This window comes from Dysgonomonas gadei ATCC BAA-286, assembly GCF_000213555.1.
Lineage (GTDB): Bacteria > Bacteroidota > Bacteroidia > Bacteroidales > Dysgonomonadaceae > Dysgonomonas > Dysgonomonas gadei.
In genome coordinates, this window is the sequence record NZ_GL891979.1 from 620885 (window position 1) to 644134 (window position 23250).

16 protein-coding genes and 1 tRNA gene are annotated in these 23250 nt (G+C 37.9%); 4 read left to right on the plus strand and 13 right to left on the minus strand.

Annotated elements, in window-relative coordinates:
* Positions 1 to 55 precede the first annotated feature (55 nt).
* The 8 genes from HMPREF9455_RS02235 to HMPREF9455_RS02265 form a co-directional block, all read right to left on the minus strand.
* Positions 56 to 1483: a tetratricopeptide repeat protein gene (locus HMPREF9455_RS02235; RefSeq protein ID WP_006797948.1), complete on the minus strand. Its 1428-nt coding sequence runs from the start codon at positions 1481 to 1483 to the stop codon at positions 56 to 58.
* A gap of 19 nt (positions 1484 to 1502) precedes the next feature.
* Positions 1503 to 2108, minus strand: coding sequence for a DUF3575 domain-containing protein (locus tag HMPREF9455_RS02240; RefSeq protein WP_006797949.1), 606 nt, complete (start codon positions 2106 to 2108; stop codon positions 1503 to 1505).
* Between the two features lie 430 nt (positions 2109 to 2538).
* Positions 2539 to 3408 carry a helix-turn-helix domain-containing protein gene (locus HMPREF9455_RS20560; RefSeq protein ID WP_052303040.1) on the minus strand — a complete coding sequence of 290 codons (870 nt, stop codon included), beginning with the start codon at positions 3406 to 3408 and terminating at the stop codon, positions 2539 to 2541.
* A gap of 133 nt (positions 3409 to 3541) precedes the next feature.
* Entirely contained in the window at positions 3542 to 3697 is a 156-nt protein-coding gene (locus HMPREF9455_RS21265; RefSeq protein ID WP_006797951.1) for a hypothetical protein, read from the minus strand.
* Entirely contained in the window at positions 3694 to 4263 is a 570-nt protein-coding gene (locus tag HMPREF9455_RS21855) for a sugar O-acetyltransferase (protein WP_006797952.1), read from the minus strand. The genes HMPREF9455_RS21265 and HMPREF9455_RS21855 overlap by 4 nt, the downstream gene beginning before the upstream one ends.
* 213 nt (positions 4264 to 4476) lie before the next feature.
* Positions 4477 to 5529, minus strand: a complete 1053-nt coding sequence (locus tag HMPREF9455_RS02255; RefSeq protein ID WP_006797953.1) for an NAD(P)-dependent alcohol dehydrogenase — start codon at positions 5527 to 5529, stop codon at positions 4477 to 4479.
* A 129-nt stretch (positions 5530 to 5658) separates the two neighbouring features.
* Positions 5659 to 6477: a helix-turn-helix domain-containing protein gene (locus tag HMPREF9455_RS02260; protein ID WP_006797954.1), complete on the minus strand. Its 819-nt coding sequence runs from the start codon at positions 6475 to 6477 to the stop codon at positions 5659 to 5661.
* 208 nt (positions 6478 to 6685) lie between these two features.
* Positions 6686 to 8272: an ABC-F family ATP-binding cassette domain-containing protein gene (locus HMPREF9455_RS02265; protein WP_006797955.1), complete on the minus strand. Its 1587-nt coding sequence runs from the start codon at positions 8270 to 8272 to the stop codon at positions 6686 to 6688.
* A gap of 420 nt (positions 8273 to 8692) precedes the next feature.
* Here HMPREF9455_RS02265 and HMPREF9455_RS02270 point away from each other — a divergent pair.
* A tRNA-Arg gene (locus HMPREF9455_RS02270) sits at positions 8693 to 8766 on the plus strand.
* A 281-nt stretch (positions 8767 to 9047) separates the two neighbouring features.
* Entirely contained in the window at positions 9048 to 14849 is a 5802-nt protein-coding gene (locus HMPREF9455_RS02275; RefSeq protein WP_006797956.1) for a DUF3320 domain-containing protein, read from the plus strand.
* A gap of 1 nt (position 14850) precedes the next feature.
* Here the strand turns inward: HMPREF9455_RS02275 and HMPREF9455_RS02280 are convergent, their stop codons facing one another.
* Positions 14851 to 16017: a retron St85 family RNA-directed DNA polymerase gene (locus HMPREF9455_RS02280; protein WP_006797957.1), complete on the minus strand. Its 1167-nt coding sequence runs from the start codon at positions 16015 to 16017 to the stop codon at positions 14851 to 14853.
* Between the two features lie 577 nt (positions 16018 to 16594).
* On the opposite strand from HMPREF9455_RS02280, the gene HMPREF9455_RS02285 reads away from it, so the two are divergent.
* Both HMPREF9455_RS02285 and HMPREF9455_RS21270 read left to right on the plus strand, forming a co-directional pair.
* Positions 16595 to 17140, plus strand: coding sequence for an RNA polymerase sigma factor (locus HMPREF9455_RS02285; protein ID WP_006797958.1), 546 nt, complete (start codon positions 16595 to 16597; stop codon positions 17138 to 17140).
* A gap of 95 nt (positions 17141 to 17235) precedes the next feature.
* Positions 17236 to 17394: a hypothetical protein gene (locus HMPREF9455_RS21270; protein WP_006797959.1), complete on the plus strand. Its 159-nt coding sequence runs from the start codon at positions 17236 to 17238 to the stop codon at positions 17392 to 17394.
* 322 nt (positions 17395 to 17716) lie between these two features.
* Here the strand turns inward: HMPREF9455_RS21270 and HMPREF9455_RS02290 are convergent, their stop codons facing one another.
* The 4 genes from HMPREF9455_RS02290 to HMPREF9455_RS02310 all read right to left on the minus strand — a co-directional run bounded on the left by HMPREF9455_RS02290 (position 17717) and on the right by HMPREF9455_RS02310 (position 23207).
* Complete coding sequence (locus tag HMPREF9455_RS02290; protein WP_006797960.1) at positions 17717 to 20740, minus strand: hypothetical protein; 3024 nt, start codon at positions 20738 to 20740, stop codon at positions 17717 to 17719.
* 12 nt (positions 20741 to 20752) lie between these two features.
* Positions 20753 to 21253 (minus strand): hypothetical protein, encoded by a 501-nt coding sequence (locus HMPREF9455_RS02295; RefSeq protein WP_044215336.1) that lies wholly within the window; start codon positions 21251 to 21253, stop codon positions 20753 to 20755.
* 48 nt (positions 21254 to 21301) lie between these two features.
* Positions 21302 to 21958: a hypothetical protein gene (locus tag HMPREF9455_RS02300; protein ID WP_006797963.1), complete on the minus strand. Its 657-nt coding sequence runs from the start codon at positions 21956 to 21958 to the stop codon at positions 21302 to 21304.
* Between the two features lie 913 nt (positions 21959 to 22871).
* Positions 22872 to 23207 carry a hypothetical protein gene (locus HMPREF9455_RS02310; protein ID WP_006797965.1) on the minus strand — a complete coding sequence of 112 codons (336 nt, stop codon included), beginning with the start codon at positions 23205 to 23207 and terminating at the stop codon, positions 22872 to 22874.
* Positions 23208 to 23250: the final 43 nt, after the last annotated feature.

The following is a 23250-nucleotide window of genomic DNA, read 5'->3' on the forward strand; positions in this document are numbered from 1 at the left end:
ATTGATTTGACTTATAAATGAATTATTTGCTTTTATATATGTCAGTAAAGCTTATTTATTTTTTACGCTGCAACTCTTTTTTATTATATACAGCCTGTTCATTACCTGAGGTAATGGCTTTGTCGAAACAACGGAGTGCTTCTTCCCGATTACCTTCCAACATATAGATTATGCCCATGTTATTGTATAGCAGATCACTTGGGACAGCCTGCTCTAAAAGGCGTCGCGCAGCATCTAAGTCTCCGTTTTTAATCGAGACTGCGGCAGCATTGTTGATCGCTACTGTATCTTTGGGATAGTAAAAAGGAATAGTCTTTGTGAGCAATCGATTATATTCGGTGCTGTTCTCTCCATAGCTCATGGCCAGATTGTAAAGCTCCCGATGGGATAAGTTTTCAGGATTACTTTTTTCTAATGTTTTGATTTCATCCCCACTATAATCCTTGATAGAATAGCGGATTTGATATTCTACGCGCCTTAACATGGGAAATAACTCTTTTAGTATTATATGATATGGCTTTCCATTGTCTAGTTGTTTCAATGCAGCCTCGCGTTCATCATCTCTTGCTATGGATATAATATTTTGGATATCTTCATTGCTAATCAATTCTTTAGATTCGATAAGTGTAGTCAGGCCAGGCCAGTCTTCCGGGGTTGCATCTGTTTTTAATAAGCTATCCGGGATATTAAACATTGACCTGATGTGATTTTTCAGAGCCAATGCTCTTTTCATGGCTAAAGTTTCATTTACTCCATATCTTCCTTCAGGAGAAGCATATCCGTGTATGTATATTGATTCCAGAGAAATATTTTTATTATTAACTATATCCCTCAATATTCTTTCCATTTCGGATATCCCTGTCTGGTTGTCTCTGTATGCCGGGAGTATGCCTGAATGTCCTGTCTTAAAAAATACAGAACTACTTTTTTGCACACAATGAAGTTTATTTTCTTTTTTAGGGATGATAAAGCTGACTTGGGGCGAAAAAGTATATGTCTCCTGATTTGCCGGAATAACAGGACTTACGGTCATATCAGATGTAAGTGTATGTTTACCCCTATAGTGTAGAGTTTCTAACTTTACAAGCATACGGGCAGAATCGACTTTTTGCAGATAGGGTATTTGTACATTGAAGTAAAGCGCTGAATCATTTTGTAGTTCAGGATTAATAATGCAGGACGATAATTCTCTTTTATAGTTGTTCGCCCATCGCCGTAGTACCTGCTGTTTATTCTTTCCGGCAATGATTACCGGTTGTAGAGGGTAGTGGTTGCCCTTCATCATTAGTATGGGACTAAGATATATGGCTTGGCCGTTGGTAACGGGGTTCCCGTTCGTGTTTATCCGGTAGCTCACCTGTAAACTATCGTTTATCTCTTTTATTTTAATATCTTCCAGATGTGTATTTTGGCCAATGTTATATAATGGCGTAAATTGTAAAAGGATTACAAACAGAATGGTATAATATTTTGTCCGGTTCATAATATTATTTGATATGTTATTATTTAAGAATGTAAATAAGAGAGATACCTGCTTTGGTAGGACCGAAATAGTTTTTATTCCCGGTGCCCAGTTCTCGTCCGCACTTTTCACATTCATAGCGTGTGTAGTCGAAATGAACATAGCCTATACCGAGCGTTGCCTCTAAATTCCAACGGGGAGAAAGAATCCACTGATAGCCATAAGATATACCCCATCCGTAAGCATCGCCCTGATAACGGTAATCTTTTAAAGACCCGAAAGGTAAATTTCCTGCATTGTAGTGGCTGTAAAGGAGGTGGGTGCCTATAAAATGGGTGTTGAACGGCTCGTTGATCCAATAGCGCAACTCCGGCTGTATAAGGATATGTTTGAATTTTCTGTTGTTTGAGAATGTCCAGGGATTGTAGTTGAAGGATATATCCAAACTCAGATATTCGGATAAACGGTATTCAACCCCCACATTCAAGGTTGTTGTCAGGTCATAAATCAGATTGGATTTAAGCCCTAGTAAAGGCATTGCCTCCCTTCCTGAGGGGAATCCGGTTCTTTCAGAGATAGTTTGGCTATTACCCTGAAAAACCGTCCCACAGATAAACAGTGTGAGAAATATTATTCTTTTGGTCATCGGATATTATTGAGTAGTTATTTTATTGATTTTATAAAAAATCAATTTGACTTAGAGTATTTGTTACTTGTACTGTTGTCTTCTTTTGTTGTCTTCTTCTTTTGTTATTATAAAGTCATTATTTATAAATTCCGGATAGTACACCCTCTTAAATGACGCGTTAACACAAATTTTATTTTTTATTCAGGGGTGTTAATTAAGCTATGTATATTCATACATAGCAGAATATGCTTTTCTAAATTTTTATTCTTTTCTGTTAAATTTACCAGATTAATGATTTTTTTTAATGTTTTGTTGTCTTAGTCTAAATGAAGATAAATTTCTCTATTATTATGTATTAGTAAGTTTAAACTGTTGTCTTCGTGATTTCCGAGTTACAAAAATAAATTTTAGATAATTAAAAAATATCATATATTTTTTCCTTTTTTAGTTACTTTTTCACCTTTTTTATAACATCGTCATCTGTCCGCATCTGTTTGCGTATAAATCCGGGTGATAAGCCAAATTTTGCTTTGCAGAATTTATGAAAATGAGACAGGGATGAGAAACCATGATCAAAACTGATTTGTTTAATGCTTTTCCGGCTCCGGCGTATTTCATGATATATATCTGCAGCCTTACGCAAGGTGATCCAGTGAGATGCGGGTACTCCAAAGGTTTTGCGGAACCGTTTTTCGAAACCGGAACGGCTATAGAAGGACAAACTGGCCAGTTCATTTATAGATTTTACTTTTCTGTAATTCTGATATATGAAATCGGAAAAATCCCTGTCTCTTGAAGCTAAATTTCTAAAAAAGAGACTTCTTTCTCCGTGAGTATAGCAAATAGACATCAGGTAAAAGAGTTCCCTGGTCTTTATGCAGATATATAAAGTATGGTCTTGGGAGTTCATGTTAAGAAACCACCTTAATGAATCAATGTATGCTGAAATAATGGGGGTGAATTTCAGAACTGTCAATTTATCTTCAGGTAATTCGGGTTGGTAAAGGTCTGAATGATTACAGCGGCTTAGGATTAACCCGGGTTTCAAACATATGACAGATACTCCTTCTATGGTATTTATCAGGCAACGCGTACCTATAGATATGAATATCATCTGACCGGAACTGAGACTTTCGTCAGTATATCCGGGCAGGGAGCATTTCAGACTTCCATTTATTACCAGCAGAATTTTATTTTCTCTGGCAATAAATTCAAAATCCTGATTTTCTTTTAAGTTCCATACATCAAGAGATACAGAAATTTCATCAACATCTTTGATATACATTTCAGATGTAAGATCCGGTGTCTTGGTTTTCATTGGCATAAGGATATTAAGTTAATTAACAAGCTGCCTGATATACAAAATAAGTCAGGCATGTGAATAATAATTATTAATAACCTTTCAACCAATAATCATTTTTTATGTTCACTTATAGTAAATAATTTTGTATTTAGATACTATTTTTCAGTCTCGATATATTTATATGTATATTTTGGACTTTGTTGTTGATCTCCGGTGTATACAGATCGTTCGTATCATTGGAGATACATGCTGAAAGATTTGTTATCATCATAATAGAGACTAATGCGGTAGCTATCTTTTTCATAATGAGCTTGTTTTTATTTTCCTTATCTCTCTTGCCGGATTACCACCTACTATCATATTATCAGGCACATCTTTAGTCACTACAGCTCCCGCTGCAACGATAGCATTTTCTCCGACCGTAACCCCCGGTAATATAATTGCTGCTGCGCCTATCCAGGCATTACGCTTTATAAGGATAGGTTTTGTATAGACATTGTGCCGTAATCCGGGCTCTTCAGCATGGTTTTCCGTAATTATGTTTACATTCGGTCCGATAAAAACACCGTCTTCCAATGTGATACCTCCTCTGTCCATAAACATACATCCACTGTTGACAAATACTTTTTTACCCAAGCGGATAAATTGACCGAAATCGGTATAAAATGGTGGTACAATCCATGTTGTTTCGTCCAATTGCTGTCCGGTTAGTTCACTGATAATATCACGGGTTTGTTCTTTAGTGTGATAGGACGCATTTAGTAAGCCTGTAATACGCATTCCTCTGAGAAGAGCCTCATATAATTGGGGATATTCGGGGTCATTTTCAAGGATTAAATCCCCTTGTTTCATTCTTGCAAATATATCCATCTTATTTTTTTATCGTTTATAATCAGATGTCGTCATTTATGTATAATGCAAAATTATGATAGTTAATCCAGGGTATTTTTGCTCAACGGCTCAATGGTTTTTGCTGTCAGGATCATCCTGTTTTTTTTTGATACTTTTTATGGGTAGTTTCCACATAATAAAAAAGGCAGCAGATTACCTGCTACCTTTTTATATAAACCCGGATCAGCCTTTCTAATTCTTTAAAGAAGCCATATCAATTACAAAACGATATTTAACCTGTCCTTTCTCCAGCCTTTCAAAGGCAGTGTTAACATCCTGTATATTGATAAGTTCTACATCGGCTTTGATGTTATGTTTTGCACAGAAGTCCAATACCTCTTGTGTTTCGGCTATACCTCCGATATTGGAGCCGGAGAAACTTTTCCGTCCTTTTACCACATTAAAGGCACCTATTTCCAATGGCTCGTTAGGTAAGCCTACTATTACCAAAGAACCATCTGTTTTCAGTAAGTTGAGATAAACATTGACGTCATGTTTTGCCGAAACGGTATCCAATATCATATCCTGTTTCGGGCATTTATTCATTTGTTCGGCATTGAAAGAAATGATCACAGCATCTGCCCCCAAACGTTTTGCATCGTCAGCTTTCGATTGAGATGTGGTAAACACTGTAACATAAGCGCCCATTGCTTTGGCAATCTTTATGGCCATATGCCCCAGACCTCCTATGCCTATTATTCCGATATTCTTGTCTGGTGCGGCATTCCAGTGTTTCAACGGAGAATAAACCGTGATGCCGGCGCAGAGGATAGGTGCGGCGCCCGGTAGATCTAAAGTATCGGGTACATGTACAACGTAGTTTTCGTCTACAACAATACTTTCAGAAAACCCGCCATAAGTGACTCCTCCGTGCTTGCTGTCGGGTGAATTGAATACAACTGTCCATCCTTTTTCGCAGAATTGCTCTTCTCCTTCATGGCAATGCTCACATTCGCGGCAACTATCTACAATACAGCCTACACCTGCCAAGTCCCCGACTTTGAATTTAGTTACTTTATTACCTGTTTTTGTAACCCTGCCAACTATTTCATGCCCGGGAACGACCGGATATATAGTACTGCCCCAATCATTGTGAATGCTATGTAAATCGGAATGGCAAATACCACAATATAGAATTTCTATTTCTATGTCGTTGGGCGCAACTTCCCTACGCTCTATATTTAAATCTTTTAAAGGTTCTACAGCAGCCTCTGTTCCAAATGCTTTTACTCGTCTTGTACTCATATTCTTTATTTTTTATTTTTATATAACAATATTCAGTATTATTTGGTTTGAGACAAAATTAACAGAAGAACTTTGTGATTCTTTTGCTGAAAGGCTCAGATTTTTTTGCTGAAAGGCTCAGGTATCCTTTTATTTCTTTGGGGAGTATCCAAATTGTTTTTTGAAAGCTGAATAGAAATGAGACAGGTTTTTAAAACCTACCTCAACATACACGTCACTTACTTTTTTATCCTCGTTTTTGAGTTTTTCGTAAGCAACCTGCAGCCTTTTTTGAATAAGCCATTTTTGGGGCGGTACATCACTGATTTTTGTGAAATCCCTTTTAAAAGTTGCCAGGCTACGGCCAGTATAAGATGCTATTTCTTCCATCGAAAGCTCATACATGTAATTTTCGTTCATAAACTCGATAATATCAATCTTCCAGGGTTCGGTAAAGTCGAACAGTATTGGAAAGAATTCCTTACTGGTATTGAGCAGGCAGTATATTCCTTCCTGCAACTTCAACTTTGCCACTTCATCGCTGGGTTTGATTTTGGAATCGAAATAGGGTGTGAGTGATTGAAAAAGGCTTGTAATATCGGGTCTGGGTTTGATCCTGAATACACTTTCGTGAAGTTCGGATACCGATTTTGGAATTTCGCTTTTATGCAGTTTATTGTAAAATTCGCGAAGCAGGTTACGGCGGAAAGTCAGGGAAATCCCCTTATATTGTTCTGTTTCCGTGTGATTTTTATACATCGTGATGCGGTGGTCACGACGAATAAAAGCGCATTCTCCCGGGCGAATAATAGTTTGTTGCCCATTATCATCAATCACATGCTCGCCCGAATAGAGATAAAGCAGCGTATGGTCTTTTGTTGCATGTACACATGTGGTATTGTCGTTGGTATAGCACGACAGAAATATGCCGGAATAATCTAACGTTTCCACTATAACTCTCTGTTCCATATTATCTTTGGTTTTTGCAAATATAACTATTCTTTCGCTCACAAGCTCAATCTTATGGATTGATAGAACTATTTTTATTATCCAAAAATAAAGAAGATAAACCGATTTGTTTTTGCTGTGAAGCTCAAGTGTTTTTGTTCACGGGCTCATCGGGGATTATTGTTTTTTACATGAATGGTGAAGATAATGAGCATTATTATTTAATCTATCAAAGCTCTATTTCATAATCGATATCCATCTGGTTTATAAAATACATGTCGTGCGATACGAGCAATACCGTTCCTCCAAAATCCCGGACTGTAGCAGTGAGTATCTCAATATTCCGGATATCGATGTTGTTTGTCGGTTCGTCCAGGATAAATATATCAGGTGTGTTAGAGGATACCATCAGGCAACTGAGAGCAAGTTTCATTTTTTCACCGCCACTGAGAAGAGCGCACTCTTTATCCCAGGACTGGTAAGAGAAAAGAAAGCGGTTGAGTATCGTTTTTATTTCATGTTCTTGCAGTCCTGTACTAAATTGCTGTATTTGTTCATAAACCGTCAGTCTGTTATTGATGATAGAATATTCCTGATCGAGATACACGTGAGTGAAACCGGCCAGTTCCAATATCCCCTGCTGAGGTAACAATTGTCCTGTAATTAGTTTCAATAAAGTAGTCTTACCCGATCCGTTACTACCTCGAAGCAATATTCGCTCACCACTCTTTATCTGGAAATTCAGTGGATCCTTCCACAAAGAATTATCATTGTAGCTGAAATTTATATCTTTTGCCGAAACCAGTATTTTTCCCGCATGCAGCCCTGATTCACTGAAATCTGTTCTCATTGCTTTCATATCGGGCATGGATTTTCGTATATCGTTGATATTCTCTCTTAAAGATCCCATCTTCTGTTCATGTGTGCCTTTCTGTTTTGCTGTACTGTTTTCTGCTTTGTTTCGTAATGTGTTGACCACAATACGGGCTATTCCTTTCTGCTCAACATTTTTTTTATTACGAATATCCCGTTTTTGATTTCGTTCCGCTATTTCCCTCGCTGTTTTACGTGCAAGGCGCAGTTCTTTTTCCTGTTCTTCCAGCTTTACCTGCAAAGATAGTACTTCTTGCTCTTTTTGGATTTTATAGAACTCGTAATTTCCTGCATAATAAGTAATTCCATCCTTTCTCAACTCATAGGTTTCCGGCAATAAGTTAAGAAGAGCCCTGTCGTGGCTGATGATAACCATTGCCTTACGGGATGATGTGATGAAATCATACAATTTTCCCCGATAGTGATAATCGAGGTGGTTTGTTGGTTCATCGAACAGGATAAGCCCCGGTTCATGTATGTCTATACCTGCAAGAAACAACCTCGTTTTTTCACCTCCGCTGAGACTATCCAAAGATGCTGTAAGCGGGAGATGTCCCATTCCCCACTGGGATAATGCAGTTTGGGAACGTTCTTCTATTGTCCAGTCATCGTTAAGTAAATAAAAGTTTTGAGAGGAAGCATCGTTATTGAGAATTGCATGCAAAGCTCTTAACTTACTGTCTATTCGCAACGCCTGAGCCACAGTCATCTGGTTATACTGCCCAAAATGCTGTGGTATATAGTATGGATCAGACGAACAGATTATTTCGCCCGATGAAGGCTTTAAATCTCCTTTCAGCAAATGCATTAAAGTCGATTTGCCAGAACCGTTATCTCCTATCAGAGCTATTTTCTGCCCTTTAGTTAATGAAAAACTGACACCCTGAAAAAGAACTTCTTTATCAGGATGTGTATATGTTAATTGTTGTACGGAAATACACATGATAGATATAATTTTAAAATATTGAAAACTTGGATACCCCGAACACGGCATAATTAATGCCAGTACAGAGTGCCAGAAATGATATCCGTCTTACATACCGGATAGAAGCATTGTATTTGCTTTGCTGATTTAAGAATTACATGTTGGTATAAAAAATGACTGGGAAACAGATATTAAAAATATACTGTATAGTCAATTAAACAATTGAGAAATAAACCTGTGTATGGTAAAAGTTTTTTTACATTCTCATCGGAGTGTTTTTATTGTTCGGGGTAAAAGTAGTAAATGTTATCGATAAAGGCAATATATTTACAATCTTTTGTTTCGACCAATCACATTCTGTTGTGAAAACTTTTCGCTAAAAGTCTTTTGTTTTAACCAAAATATACTATCTTTGCACTCGCTAAAAGCAAAAAGGATGGTCCCGTAGCTCAGCTGGATAGAGCAACAGCCTTCTAAGCTGTGGGTCAAGCGTTCGAATCGCTTCGGGATCACTTATATCGTAAATTAAATAGCTGCAAACAAATTGTTTGTAGCTATTTTTTATTTTATGCTTGCATGACATTTACTCAACACATCTATTTTTTACTCCTATGAATTTATTTTTTCGCTACTATCCTTACATGCCGAATATATGGGGGAACAGATAAGTACGGAGATTGAGATGGTAAAGTCTGTAAATAGTAGAAGTTGTGTGAATATTGCGGGATAGATTATTATCTTTAAACCTTGTAAAAAGTATTTCAAACTAATTATAACAAAGAGTTCTCTAGTTATGGAAAATGAGCAAAGTAAACTTAATATTGAATTTTCTTATCTGCCTGTTGTAAACTTTGCCATGCAACAGAATCGGGTATCTGTTATACGTGATTTTTCGATAGAAAACCTGACAGAAGAAATACTAAAGGATTTAAGGATAGAGTTAACTGCAGATCCCGGCTTCGCAACGGCTATTCCTATATCCGTAGAAATAATCAATGCAAAAGAAAAGATAAGAGTCGAAATACCTAAGTTAAATCTCTCTGCCGGTTACTTTGCCCAACTTACAGAACGCATATCCGGAGATATATCGCTAAAGATATATTCAAAAGAGGAACTCCTGTTTGAAGAAAAATACCCTATCAATGTTTTGGCTTACGATCAGTGGGGAGGTATTGCTGTTTTACCGGAAATGTTATCTGCATTTGTTACGCCAAATCATCCGGCAACACTACCTGTAATCAAACGGGCGGCAACTATCCTGGAACAATGGACAGGTAGCCCGTCATTGGACGAATACCAAAGCCGAAATCCCGATAGAGTACAAAAACAAATGGCTGCCATATATACAGCCATTGCCGAACAGGAAATTATATACAGCACTGTACCCGCTAGTTTTGAAGACTACGGACAACGAATCCGACTTGTAGATTCAGTGATGACTCAAAAACTGGGTACTTGCCTTGATATGGCCTTGCTATATGCCTCATGCCTGGAAGCAATTGGAATACACCCGCTTATTATAGTGGTTAACGGACATGCATTCGCAGGAGGATGGCTTGTACCGGAAACATCTCCCGACAGTGTGATTGAGGATGTCTCTCTGATTAATAAGAGAATAGCTGACGGTATTAATGATATCACACTAGTCGAGACCACCTGCATGAATATGGGACAAAATATCGATTTCGATCAGGCTGTAAAAATTGCCAACAAGTGTATTTCACAACCCGGTTTCATATTAGCTATAGATATAAAGAGGACTCGTTTTTCAGGAATTAAACCAATTCCGCAACGAATATTGAATGGGCAACATTGGGAAATAAAAGAAGAAGTATTGCCCGTCTCAGACAGGTCACAAGCAACACCTCAAACTATAAATCCTTACGATTTGTCAGGAATAAGTTCAGAGGTTGTTGTTACCAAACAGTTACTGTGGGAGCGCAAACTTCTCGATTTAAGCCTGCGGAATAATCTCCTGAATATAAGGATCACAAAGAATACATTGCAACTCATTTCTGCTAATCTCGATTTATTCGAAGATGCATTAGCCGATGGAGAAGAATTTAGAATAATGCATAAACCCACCGATTGGGACAATCCATTGTTTGATTATGGACTTTACAAATCAGTTTCAGATGCCGATCCTATAACAGACCTGATAAAATCTGAATTGACGCAAAAACGGCTTCGCTCTTATCTGACCGAAAACGAACTGGGCAAAGCCCTTACGTACTTGTACCGTTCGTCACGTACAGCCATGGAGGAGAACGGGGCTAATACGTTGTATATAGCCTTAGGTTTATTGAAATGGTACGAAACAAAATCGAGTGAGCGTCCGCGCTATGCACCAATACTGCTTATCCCTGTCGAAATAATACGTAAATCGGCAGCAAAAGGCTATGTAATACGTTCCAGGGAGGAAGAAACAATGATGAACATTACATTGTTGGAAATGCTTCGCCAGAATTTCAATATTACTATTTCAGGATTAGACCCTCTGCCCGTGGATGATAGTGGTGTGAATGTTAAACTCATTTATTCAATTATTAGAAACAGCATAAAAAATCAGCCAAAATGGGATGTGGAGGAACAAGCAATTTTAGGACTGTTCTCTTTCAATAAGTTTATCATGTGGAACGACATTCATAATAATTCTCATAAGCTTATTGAGAATAATGTTGTTTCCAGCCTTATGAACGGTAAGATAGAATGGAACGTTGAGGAGTGTGAAGTTGATGCTAAAACACTGGATAGCACGATTCCTCCCGACGAGATAGTTTTGCCGATCAGTGCCGACTCTTCGCAGTTGGAGGCCATTTGGGAAGCATCCGAAGGCCGAAATTTCATCTTACATGGCCCTCCCGGAACAGGGAAGTCGCAAACAATTACGAATCTCATAGCTAATGCTTTATATAAAGGTAAACGAGTTTTGTTTGTTGCTGAAAAGATGGCGGCATTGTCGGTAGTTCAACGCCGTCTCGAAGCTATCGGTTTAGCTCCCTTTTGCTTGGAATTACATTCTAACAAGACAAAAAAGGGGATGATCCTTTCGCAGCTAAAAGAAACAACTGAGATCGTAAAGACTACACCTCCTGAAGATTTTAAGCAGGAAGCTGAGCGTATTTTTGCCTTGCGCACTGAAATGAATAAGTATATCGAGGCTTTGCACAAGGTATATCCGTTCGGCATTTCGCTTTACGATGCTATTGTAAAATATCAACAAATAGATACTGATCCTCTATTTAATATACCCGAAGTACTTTTATCTGAACTGGATAAAAACAGGCTTCAACAATGGCATGAAACAATAGAGCAGCTGATATCCACAGCGAATGCTTGCGGGCATCCGTATAAGCATCCTTTGACAGGTATTACTATCGGACAATACTCGTCCACAATCAAAGACGAAGCGTCAAAAAGCATTCAAGGTCTGATCAGCCTTATATCAGATATTCGAAAGCAGCTCGATCAATTACCGGGTCTATTTGCAGAATTTGATGTCTACAAGGATAAGCAGAATACAAGAACTGTAACAAACATAATTGATAAGCTACTAAATATACCGGAACTTACTTCTGCGTTACTTATATCACCTCAACTAAGCGAGATTTTAGACGAATACAGCGATGTGTGCGAGCATGGAAAAAACAGAGATCGCTTAAAACAAAGCTTACTCTCGAGATTCTCGGAAGGAGTATTGTCTCTTGATGCCAGGAAAATGCTGTTCGACTGGAATCAGACCTTAAATAAATGGTTTATCCCTAAATTTTTCGGACAGAGATCTATAAAGAAGCAACTTATAATATATGCAACCTGTCAATTAAGCAAAGATCAAATATCATCAACTTTAGAGGATATAATCGAATATCAATCGGAACAAACCTATTTGAAAAAATATGAGGAAGATATGCCTCTGTACTTTAAGAAGTATGGACGTAATGGTAACGAAGATTGGAAAACAATACAACAGATTATTACAGACACTTCAATTATTAATTCATTAATACTGGAACATACAAAAGATATATCCAAAGCCATAAATATAAAGCGTGTGTTATCTCTACAGTTATCAGACGGGATCAATACATTCAGGGGAATGCATGGTGAAGCACTGATTACAATAAACAATCTGATACCGAAGCTAGATCAGCAAGAACAACTGTTATATAGTGTATTGGGAACAAGTGAAGATGTTTTGTACAAACAATCGAACAACTGGATAGATTCTGTTTTGGAGCAGCTTAACATTTGGTACGATAATCTGGATAAACTTAAAGACTGGTATCAATGGTTACTTGTCTATAACAAGATGCAAGCTCTGCAAATAGGTTTTATCGCCGATCAATACAAAAATGACAACATTGAAACAGCCAATCTTCTGAATATATTCTATAAAAGCTTTTACAAAGCTGTAGTCGAATATATTATCTCCAAAGAGCCAAATCTGCAACTGTTTAAAGGGAAAATATTCAATGATACAATAGAAAAATACAAAAGGCTGGTTGCCGACTTTGAACAATTGACACGAAAAGAGTTGGTAGCTAAGCTAGCGGCTAACCTTCCATCTTTTACAAGAGAAGCAACTCAAAACTCGGAAGTGGGCATTCTGCAACGAAACATCAGGAACAATGCCCGTGGCATTTCTATCCGCAGATTATTCGATCTTATACCTACTCTGCTGCCAAGGATGTGCCCGTGTATGTTGATGAGTCCTATATCTGTTGCTCAGTATATAGACGTGGATGCAGATAAATTTGACCTTATAGTATTTGATGAAGCATCACAGATGCCGACTTATGAAGCGGTGGGAGCTATTGCCCGAGGGAAAAATGTAGTGATAGTCGGTGACCCGAAACAAATGCCTCCAACTAATTTCTTTTCTGTAAATTCTACAGACGAAGACAATATTGAAATGGAAGATCTGGAAAGTATTCTGGACGACTGCTTAGCTCTTTCTATGCCATCCAAATATTTACTCTGGCACTACCGGAGTAAGCATGAAAGTTTGATTGCTTTTAGTAATTCGGAATATTATGACAATAAACTATTGACATTCCCTTCACCTGATAATATTGAATCTAAGGTCAGGTTTGTTCCTATTGACGGGCATTATGATAAGGGTAAATCCCGGCAAAATAAAGCGGAAGCACAAGCTATTGTAGACGAAATAGTAAGAAGGCTGAAAGATGAGAAACTGAGAAAAAGAAGCATCGGTGTCGTTACATTCAGTTCAGTGCAACAATCTCTTATAGAGGATTTACTGTCGGATGTTTTCTTGTTCAATTCTCAGTTCGAGAGTCTGGCATTAGAATGTGAAGAGCCTATATTTATCAAGAATCTGGAAAATGTACAAGGAGACGAAAGAGATGTTATTCTGTTTTCGGTAGGATATGGCCCGGATAAGGATGGGCGGATAAGTATGAATTTCGGTCCTCTCAATAGAGAGGGGGGAGAGCGCAGGCTGAATGTAGCCGTATCGAGAGCCAGATACGAAATGATAATATATTCTACTTTACGCTCCGATCAAATTGACCTTAACCGGACAGGTGCAGTCGGTGTTGCGGGACTTAAACGTTTCTTGGAATATGCCGAAAAAGGAGGGCAAATAGCAAATAGAACGCAAAATACAGTTGCTGAATATTCAATAAACAATCTGATAGCCAGCCAACTCGAAAAATTAGGATACAAAGTCGATACGAATATCGGTTGCTCAGGCTATAGAATAGATATTGGCATTGTAGATAAGGATAATCCGTCCAGATATAGACTTGGTATTATATGTGACGGGGAGAATTACAGGCGGGCTAAAATGGTTCGGGATAGGGAAATCGTACAGAATAGCGTACTAAGAATGCTTGGATGGAAAATACTTAAGATATGGACTTTAGACTGGTGGGAGAATCCCGATGCGGTTTTGGCGGCTATAGAGGAAGCTTTGATTGCCAAAGAAACAGATGTTGTTGATATAGAAGTTATAACTCCGCAAAAAAATGTAGAGACGGAAAGTGAGATGACAATGGATATATCATCTCCGGCCGAACTTGTTGAGAATAATATATCATCCTACCGGATATCAGCATTAATGCCTTCTCCATATGGCGGTGAGGAGTTCTTCTATCCGGGACACAGGGCAGTCATACTGAATCAGATCAAGGAAGTCATGGAGACAGAAGCACCCATAAGCAAATCGTTGCTTTGTAAAAGAGTACTTGCGGCATGGGGTATTTCAAGATTAGGACAGCGTTTAGACGGTTATCTTAATGAACTGTTGCTGTCTACTCCTTTTTATGTGTCACATTATGAGGATTTATCTTTCTATTGGTTGAATGAAGAGCAATATATGGAATATGATCTTTTCCGAACAGGATTGAGAGATGCTGTTGATCTTCCACCCGAAGAAGTAGCCAATGCGATGAAGCATATACTGACAGATGAGATAAGTTTACCCACAACAGATTTATCAAGGTTATCAGCCCAGCTTTTGGGTTTTTCCCGGGGTGGATCGAATGTTGATGCCGCAATGCATCGGGGGATAGTTAAAGCTATGGATAAAGGCTGTTTGAAAGTAGAAAATGGACGTGCGGTAATAATATAGTCTATACCTTTTTTAAGGCGGCAATAGACTTTTTTACATATTCATTATCAGGCTCTACCATAAGCCAGAAATTGAGATAGCCCATTAACCGTTTCATATAAGAAGGGTCGGTTGAACTAATAAATCGTTGATGTTCAGCCAGACCCTTTGTTAAAATATAATGAACATTTTTTCTTACTTCACGCTTCTTTGCTTTGGGAATCATTAGCTTTTCGCCTGAACTAACGGAAATGCCGGTAACAATCTTTCGCTTCTTCTCTGTCAGGAAACGGGTCTTTTTTCGTTGCAATACAAACTTTTCTTCCCTTATTATACGATCAATTTCGGATAGGGTAAGTTCAAAAGAGATATTTTCTCCTGAAAAGGTTAAATCATCAGCATAGCGGGTATATGTCAGATTACTTTTTTCGGCAACAGAAGCCAATTTCATATCCATATCATATGCAATAATATTGCTAAGGGTGGGGCTGGTTACTGCACCTTGAGGAAGTTTATTTTCAAGAGTACATAATTCTGCCAATACCTGTGATATATTAGCAGGATATCCGATTCTTCGAAATGCTTTTATTATTCTGTGCTTTTTTATTGAACCGAAGAAGTCGGTAATATCGGCTTTTAATATTTGTTTATTCCCTAAATGGGTTTTTGCATTATGCGTAACAGATATGTTTTGACGAAATCCCATGCTTGCAGGATGCACATTTACAGAGAGTAATATACGTTTATAGATTATTTTTTGAACATTCAGCAAGGTTGCATCAGGTGCCGATATTGTACGATACCCCCCACTTCTTTTACCCAGTTTGAAGTGAGAGTAATGGTCAGAAGTATCTTTTAATATCCCGATCAACGTATTTTTATCAATAATTAAAAAGTTTGCACACCAGGTTATGGCTCCATCATCGAAAGGTAAAGGTTCGGAAAATATACGGGCGAAGATACTTTGCCTTTTGGCTTTTTTCTCTGTATTGCTTTTCTTTTTATGTAAAAATGAGAAAATAGATTTTTTATTATTTTCCTTTTTCGTTTCTCCTCTATCATAGTTATCTGCGTTACGATTATAGCCACTTGTATTTCTGTTGTAGTCGTCTTTTCCTCCTGAGTTAAAGAGTTTGTAAAGCAACCATAATCCCAAAGCTATAATAAGTATGACTAAGATTGTATTCATCGTTTAAATAAAAAGAGGATGGGCGTTTACTTTCAGTAATACTTTGATTTATACCTAAGAATCTGAAAGGTTCAGGTAATAAATCAAAGTATTACTGAATCTCAGAAAAGGCATGAACCAACGAGGCGACTACACCTCTTTTTTGCTAAATCTTTTACTCATCCTCTTTTACAAAAATAGTTATTTTTATCAGATATTAGTTGTAAAGAATAGGAAGGCGTTAAAATATATGGATTTATTTTATGAAAGGATTTAATGAAAACATCCGGTATAACTATGTATAGGTTTCTAAGGTTCAAAGCTAGATAATAAGAGATTTTTTTATTAGAAATGCAGACTCATAAATATCTCGTTTCATCTTAATATTCTAGGTTCCTTTTTATTATAAATACATAACTTCTGATTTAGGGTGACATCAGAACCATATTATTTTCAATTTTAACATTTAAACGGATAATATCATTTACTATAATACGACTTTATCTCATCCTACTTTTTCAAAATAATCCTTTAACTTTGCTTTATATTTATATCTAATGAATAATTATTCTTTGCAATTATAACGGGAGTTGAAAGATTGGTATTATTGGCAATAAGCAATAAGGACGAAAAATCTTGGGCTTCCTTATATGAATATTATTATGCTGCATTGTGCTCGTATGTTACAAGGATTCTTGAAAATTCAGACCATGCAGAGGATATTGTACAGGATATATTCGTCTCGCTATGGAATTCCGAAAAAACATTCTCAAATATCAAAGAACCCACTGCCTACTTGTATAAATCCTGCTATAATAATGCATTGATATATCTACGGAACAATAAGACACGCAAGAATATTTTAGATACTTTGGGCAAAGAGTTGGAATCTGTGGAGGAAGACTATTATATCGCCACCATACGGGAGGAAGTCATACGCCAATTATATACTCATATAAAAGCACTGCCTGCCGAACAAAAGCGGGTTATTATGCTGCGCATAGAAGGCTATTCATGGAATGTAATTTCCGAAATGCTCAATATTAGCCTGAATACAGTAAAAACACACAGAGCCCGCGGCCTTAAATTCTTAAGAGAGAAACTTAAAAATACACCATATATTTTCCTTTTGTACTTTTTATAATTTCGGATGTCAAAGATATAGATTCTGAAAAATTTAGAGGACTTTCTGGATAGCTGGAACTAATTAATGATTTTATCGACAAAAAAGAGAAGGTTATGGAATCAGCTTTCACTATTCTGTTTTACCTGAGAAAGAATAGAGTAAACGAAAATGGGCAGATTCCTGTCATGAGCCATATTGCCATTAAGATGCCTTTTTTCATCGATCATGTGAATAAATCAAAGCCGTCGGGTCATGTGACCCGACGGCTTTGATTTATTGGGGAAGAAATGTTGTAAGACCTTTTCGGTCAGTGGCAAAACCTACTTTCCCGAAGTATTAGGGTAGATCTGTAATCGTTTGCTTCAGATTGGGATGAGAGCATTGTCTCAGGTTATTCACCAAGGCTGATAGCTACCTGTGTGTGGTCACACACACAGGCATACCAGCAAGAGCATTATCACTATCAATTTTTCAAATCTTAGTTTCGTAATTTATTCGTTTGTTGTTATTATTTAATAAAGTATTTATTCTTAATCAGCAGATACTCGTATGTTTCATTCAGGGTAACCGCATTAGAATTGTTGTATAGTATTATTATTTTTTCATCGGATTCCCGGTACCTAAGTTCATTAAGTCAGGATTTACCGGAATGTAGCATGGGATGGCGTTCACCAGATAATTTTCAACAAACCCGCCACAGGCTGCGTCCGTTACAGTCCTTCTAAGATATTTGAAACTATAAGATCCGGCTGTATCAGTTGGCCCTGTAACAGTAAGAGTAGACGTCGTCGTATATGTATACCAGGTTGTACCGTTACTGCTGTATTCCCATTTGTATGTATAATTTCCACTACCGCCGGTTACAGCCTCTCCCAAAGTCAAGCTTGCCTTTGGACATATCTCGAATGTCTGGTTTGCCAGCACCGGATCCGTTATACTAATAGGATTGTAAACTGAGATATAAATACTGTCTGTTACCGGCGATCCACAATGCTCAGCCTCAACGGACACTTTGTACCAGCCTGCTTTTGAACTGTTAGCGCCTGAAATCACCTGGGCCTGGCCATCAATAGTTGTTCCGTCTGGATATGTCCAATGATAGTCCGTTATCCCTAAAGTGAGGCATCTAAGATTGATATCGTTACCATAGCAAACCGGGTTAGAATCGGCAATTATAAGCTTTGCTGTTTCCAGATTAGCCACAACTACCGTTTGTGCAAATGAATTTCCGCAATCGTCAGTTACGTGCACAGAATAAGTTGAACCGGGAGTACCATAATTGTATACCACCTGGCCGGAAGATTTCTGAGGGCCTTGCAACTGGGTTGTGTCGTTTTCGTCCCACAATTCGTAAGTATATGGCGCTACGCCGTTTACAGCTTGCAGCATTATAATACCTACATTACTGCCGACGCAGGCATAAGCTGACGTTCTGGTATTATCCAATTCCATTGGCGGGGCGGTATAGACGATGGTTTGGCTCGTCAAGTCGCATTCGCCGTCATCGTCAATCACAACGACGGATAAGGTGTAAGTTCCTGCTGCTGAAAGTGTTATTTTGCCTCCGCTAGTGACGACATTCTTGTCGTAACCGGCTGGACCGGCTGACAAACGGAACTTAGCTGTTACCTCATTTTCCATATAAGTCAACGTTCCAGAGGGAATTATACTCATTCCATCACATGTCTTTTCTGTTTTGTATGTGAAATCCTTCACATCATACGTACCTGGAAGATAAGTTGTCATTGAGTACGGCGTATCGCAGCCATAATCAGCGGTAACTGTATAATTTCCCGGAGGAATAATAATACCATAACGATAAAAATTATAACCAGATGCAGTTGAAGATTGCGTATATGTTTGTGTTGTGAATGGGGGGGGACCGGTTACCGTAATCACAGTACCGGCAGGCCACTGACGGGAAGATGACCCGGTGCTTACATACAGCGAACCCTCGTTTATTTCACATCCCTCGTAATAATCATATTGGTATATGGATAGATTCAGGGTAGGTAGTGTATTCGCTACGGTTTTGGGATAAGAACTTGTATGTACATTTCCGTTCACTATTCTACCAGGATATGTAAAATTGAATGTATATGCCTTATCATACTCGAGAGGAGGAGAATAATTAGAGGCGGTTGCCGATGAATATATGGTATCTAAGGCAACGGTGGTTCCTCCGGAATCTTTTATATCGACATAGACCGGATAGCAATATAAATAAGGTCTGTAATAGTAATTTACCCATGTGTCACAATATTTGTTGTCGGAAGTTGGATAGGATGTAATGTTTGGGAAAGAGTATGAAACATTAGAAGAGTATATTGTTCCCGCTTTATCTGTAAAAGAAACGGCATAGGTGGTGTTATACTCAAGAGAAACAGAATCTACTATTTGAGTAGGATTTGTTATACCGCTTTGTTCTATCAATACATCACCGGTACTATTATTTACAACCTTGTATGTTATCGGATAGCAGTAGACACTTGAATATGTAGTAGTTGGCCTTCTCCGGTATCTTACATAATCGCAATATTCCCTGTGTCCTATAGAACTACCGCTCGGTTTGTATATATATACGTCATATCGTTCCCGCACTGTAGGACAGTTTTTAACTCTGAAATAGACCGACATTTTGTTGGGTGAACTGTAGAATTCGGATATTTGGTGCGATCCCAGATCCAATATGGGATTAGTGCTTGTCCATGCTGTCCACTGCTCCGGCTCTCCACCCAGTGGAGCTGCGCCTATTTCATATAGTCCTTCCCTGTAATACTGATAAAGATCGGCATTCGATGTAGCAGAAGTAACCCCATCTAAACTTAATCTTATCAATGCACAATCCTGATTATCGCCTATATATGGATAAATATCGGAATAACTCATGGTCGTAGATGTACCGTTTGGATTAGGGACATCTGTCAATTCACCCAAGGTAAAACTTCGGGATGCAGTATAACATCCGTCATTAATTTCTATTGTATAATTGCCTCCCGGATACAATCCGTCGAGCGTGTATGTATAACCGGCCGACAGCGATCCTCCCGAATTTCGGGTAACGGATACTGTCTGTGGAGTACTGATTCCCGTAGGGGCAGAGGTTATAGTAAACACAGGCGTAGTTGTTTGGTTACCATCTTTCATGGTCATCACAATTCTTCCGGTCACACATCCGGCATATGAACTGCGTGAAACCGAAGTCGGTACTGTAGTAGTAGATGTTACTCCTGTTGCGACAAATGAAAGTTCAGGTACCTGATAAGTACCGCCTACCACTATGTTCGTCTTGGTTTTCACCACGCTGTATTCTCCCAGAGCATCACAGAATGCACTTACCGTAACTGTATAGGTGCCCGCCGGTATACCGGACAACACGTTATTAGCTGTAGGCAGCAGAAAAAATCCTCCGCTAACGGTCGGCTCCAGCGAATACTGGACATTAAAAAGTCCTGCGGCGTCAGCTCCCGTAAGCGTTACGGTTACCGTACCGTTACTCTGGCAGGTAGAGGGCGTTACAACCGTGTTTACCGTAAAGTTATCACATGTTGTTTGAGCCTGCAGAACCATACCAAAAATCGATATTATAAACAATATCGAATATATTAGTTTCCTCATTTGTTTATCTCTTTATTGTTTGATCAGTATCATTTCATATACCCCTTCCAGTGTCTGGTTAGGATAATTTGAAGTGCCGTAAATAGTTTTATTAAAAACAATCGTTATAGAATTTCCCTGTTCCAGAATAGTATATTTTGGGAAAAAATAATTGTCGGAAAACTGGTCCTTTTTATCTGGAACTTCATTCTCTGCGTCTCTCTTTTCCAGGGTATTTTCTCCGGTAATCATGTAGGTATACCCATTATTCAACAAGGTAAATTCAGTTATTTGCCCGTTGGCTATGGTGGCTTTGGAAAACACCGGTTGCGGGGGAAAATCCCAATTTTGAGTTATTACCTGAAGCGAGTCTGTAAAAACTTTGGTAAAGACCGGAGCCTTACTGCGGAAGTCCTTAGCTGTTATCACCGCCTGTGAAAATTTATATTCTCCGGATATATTTTGCGAATTTTGGGAAAAAACATTGGCACAGGCGATGATATATATCATGAATATGACGATTTTTTTCTTCATCTTTTTAGATATTTGATTTTGGTACAACTATGATTTTTTTTCAAATTCTTATTTTTCGGAGAATAAAATATTCATAAAAGTTTTCTCTGAGATGGTATATCCCGAAGCAAGCTGATAGGTTAATACTCCTGTCGTACTTATTGTTACATTTGAGAAAACCGAGTTATCGAAATAAATAATATAGTAGTCCAACTGATTAGCATTAAATATTTTCAGTGCCGGGGCGCCAGAGCTCTTCCTTGATGTAGTCGAAGAGGATAGTCCGTATTGTTCACTATACAGATTGTATAAATTTACGGAGAAAGTGCTTCCACTATACGTATAATTGCTGTTAGGCAATGTAGCCGGATCCGTAGGCAGGATAATTGAAGGCATGTAAAATTGATTTTTACCACTGCTTCTTACCCATCTTGTTCCATCATTGATATAGTAACCGGGAGTCACATCTCCTGTGGTGGCAGTATTGTACACCGTCATCCCGGCAACATGGGCCGATAGGGGAGAAAATGAAGTGGTTAACGAAAGGGTTACGCGCGGCAACAGTAAGCCTTTGGTAGATGAGCCTCCGGCTGTTTCCTTCAGGTCGAGAATAGCATTCATGTCCGGTTCTTCGCCAGAGCCGATAGTTACCTGTGCGTGTGAGGTCGCACACAGGCATACCATCAAGGACATAATCGCTATTAATTTTTCAAATCTTAGTTTCATAATTCATTAGTTTGTTGTAATTCTTTAGTAAAGTATTTGTTCTTAATTTTGCAGATCCTTGTATGCTTTATCAAAATGTAATTATTCTGCATCTTCTTTTAGTATTGGGATATCTGCACGAACGGATACACATTGGTGTATCTCCGCTTCCTGATATATCCCGGCTGATAATCTGGTTGTTTTCTGGGTTTGCAATTTGTGATTGTCTTTAAATTTATTGTCTGTTTGTATAAAAACGGTAATCTGTTACCGGTATATTTCTATTGTTGTGTATTAATAAAGTTGTTTGTGTAATAATTTATATTCAAAGAATTGCTAATTTTACAAGAGAGTTGAAATAATTACCTACATACTTCCTATAAAATAAAACATTAGAGTACATTTTGATAAAAGTTAATAAAAGTTTTGTGTCTACTACTGATATTTTCAGCCAGCCGGATTTCATACGGCCAGGTAAAATGTCTTTCGGATAAAAATGTATAACATCCATGTTTTCAGCAATAAAAGCTGAATGATAAATACAGTATTTCTGTCTTATTTTCATTCTCTGGTAGTACTCACTTTTTACGAGCGCAAGTTACCTTGAAAATTTTATATAAATTTTATATATTTTCGCCATTCTGTTTCATATTTTCTCCCTGGTATGATAATCTTCATTTTGCGGATCATATTCTTTAATTATTCCGTTATTATGTTTTTTCAGAAGGCTTTTTTGTCTTTCATTATGTTTTAAGGCGTATCTCCTAATTTTTTAATATCCTATTTGTTTAAGTACTTGTTTATGTAGGTTCGTTGTGTTTTTTATAAAATGTTATTCGTCATAGATATTCTCCCAATAGAAGAAAAAATAAAAGGAAATACTTAAGTATTTCCTTTTATTTACTAAAATTGTCAGATGTAGATTGGAACTAATTTATTCGGCAGCAGTTTCTACAAATTCCTTACCTTCGTCATCCAGAATAACAACTTTAATGCTTTCATCCGATTTTGAGGATAAGGTTACTTTAGTAAGTTTCTTGTCTGCGTTGTAGGCAAGAGCTGTGACATTATATGATTCTGTGTACCCTTGAATAGCAGCTTGTACTTTCTCGTTCAGGTCCTCAAACTTCACGTCTACATATCCGTCATCGTTTGATTGGCTAATAGCAACGACTGCATTATTCTCAACTGATAAACTTTGTACATTTGCAAAAGCTGATGTTCCAAAAACTATCGCAATGGCTAACATCATTAATTTCATTGTTTTCATGTCTCCAAATTTTTTAATTACTATTAATTGGTATAAATGTGTA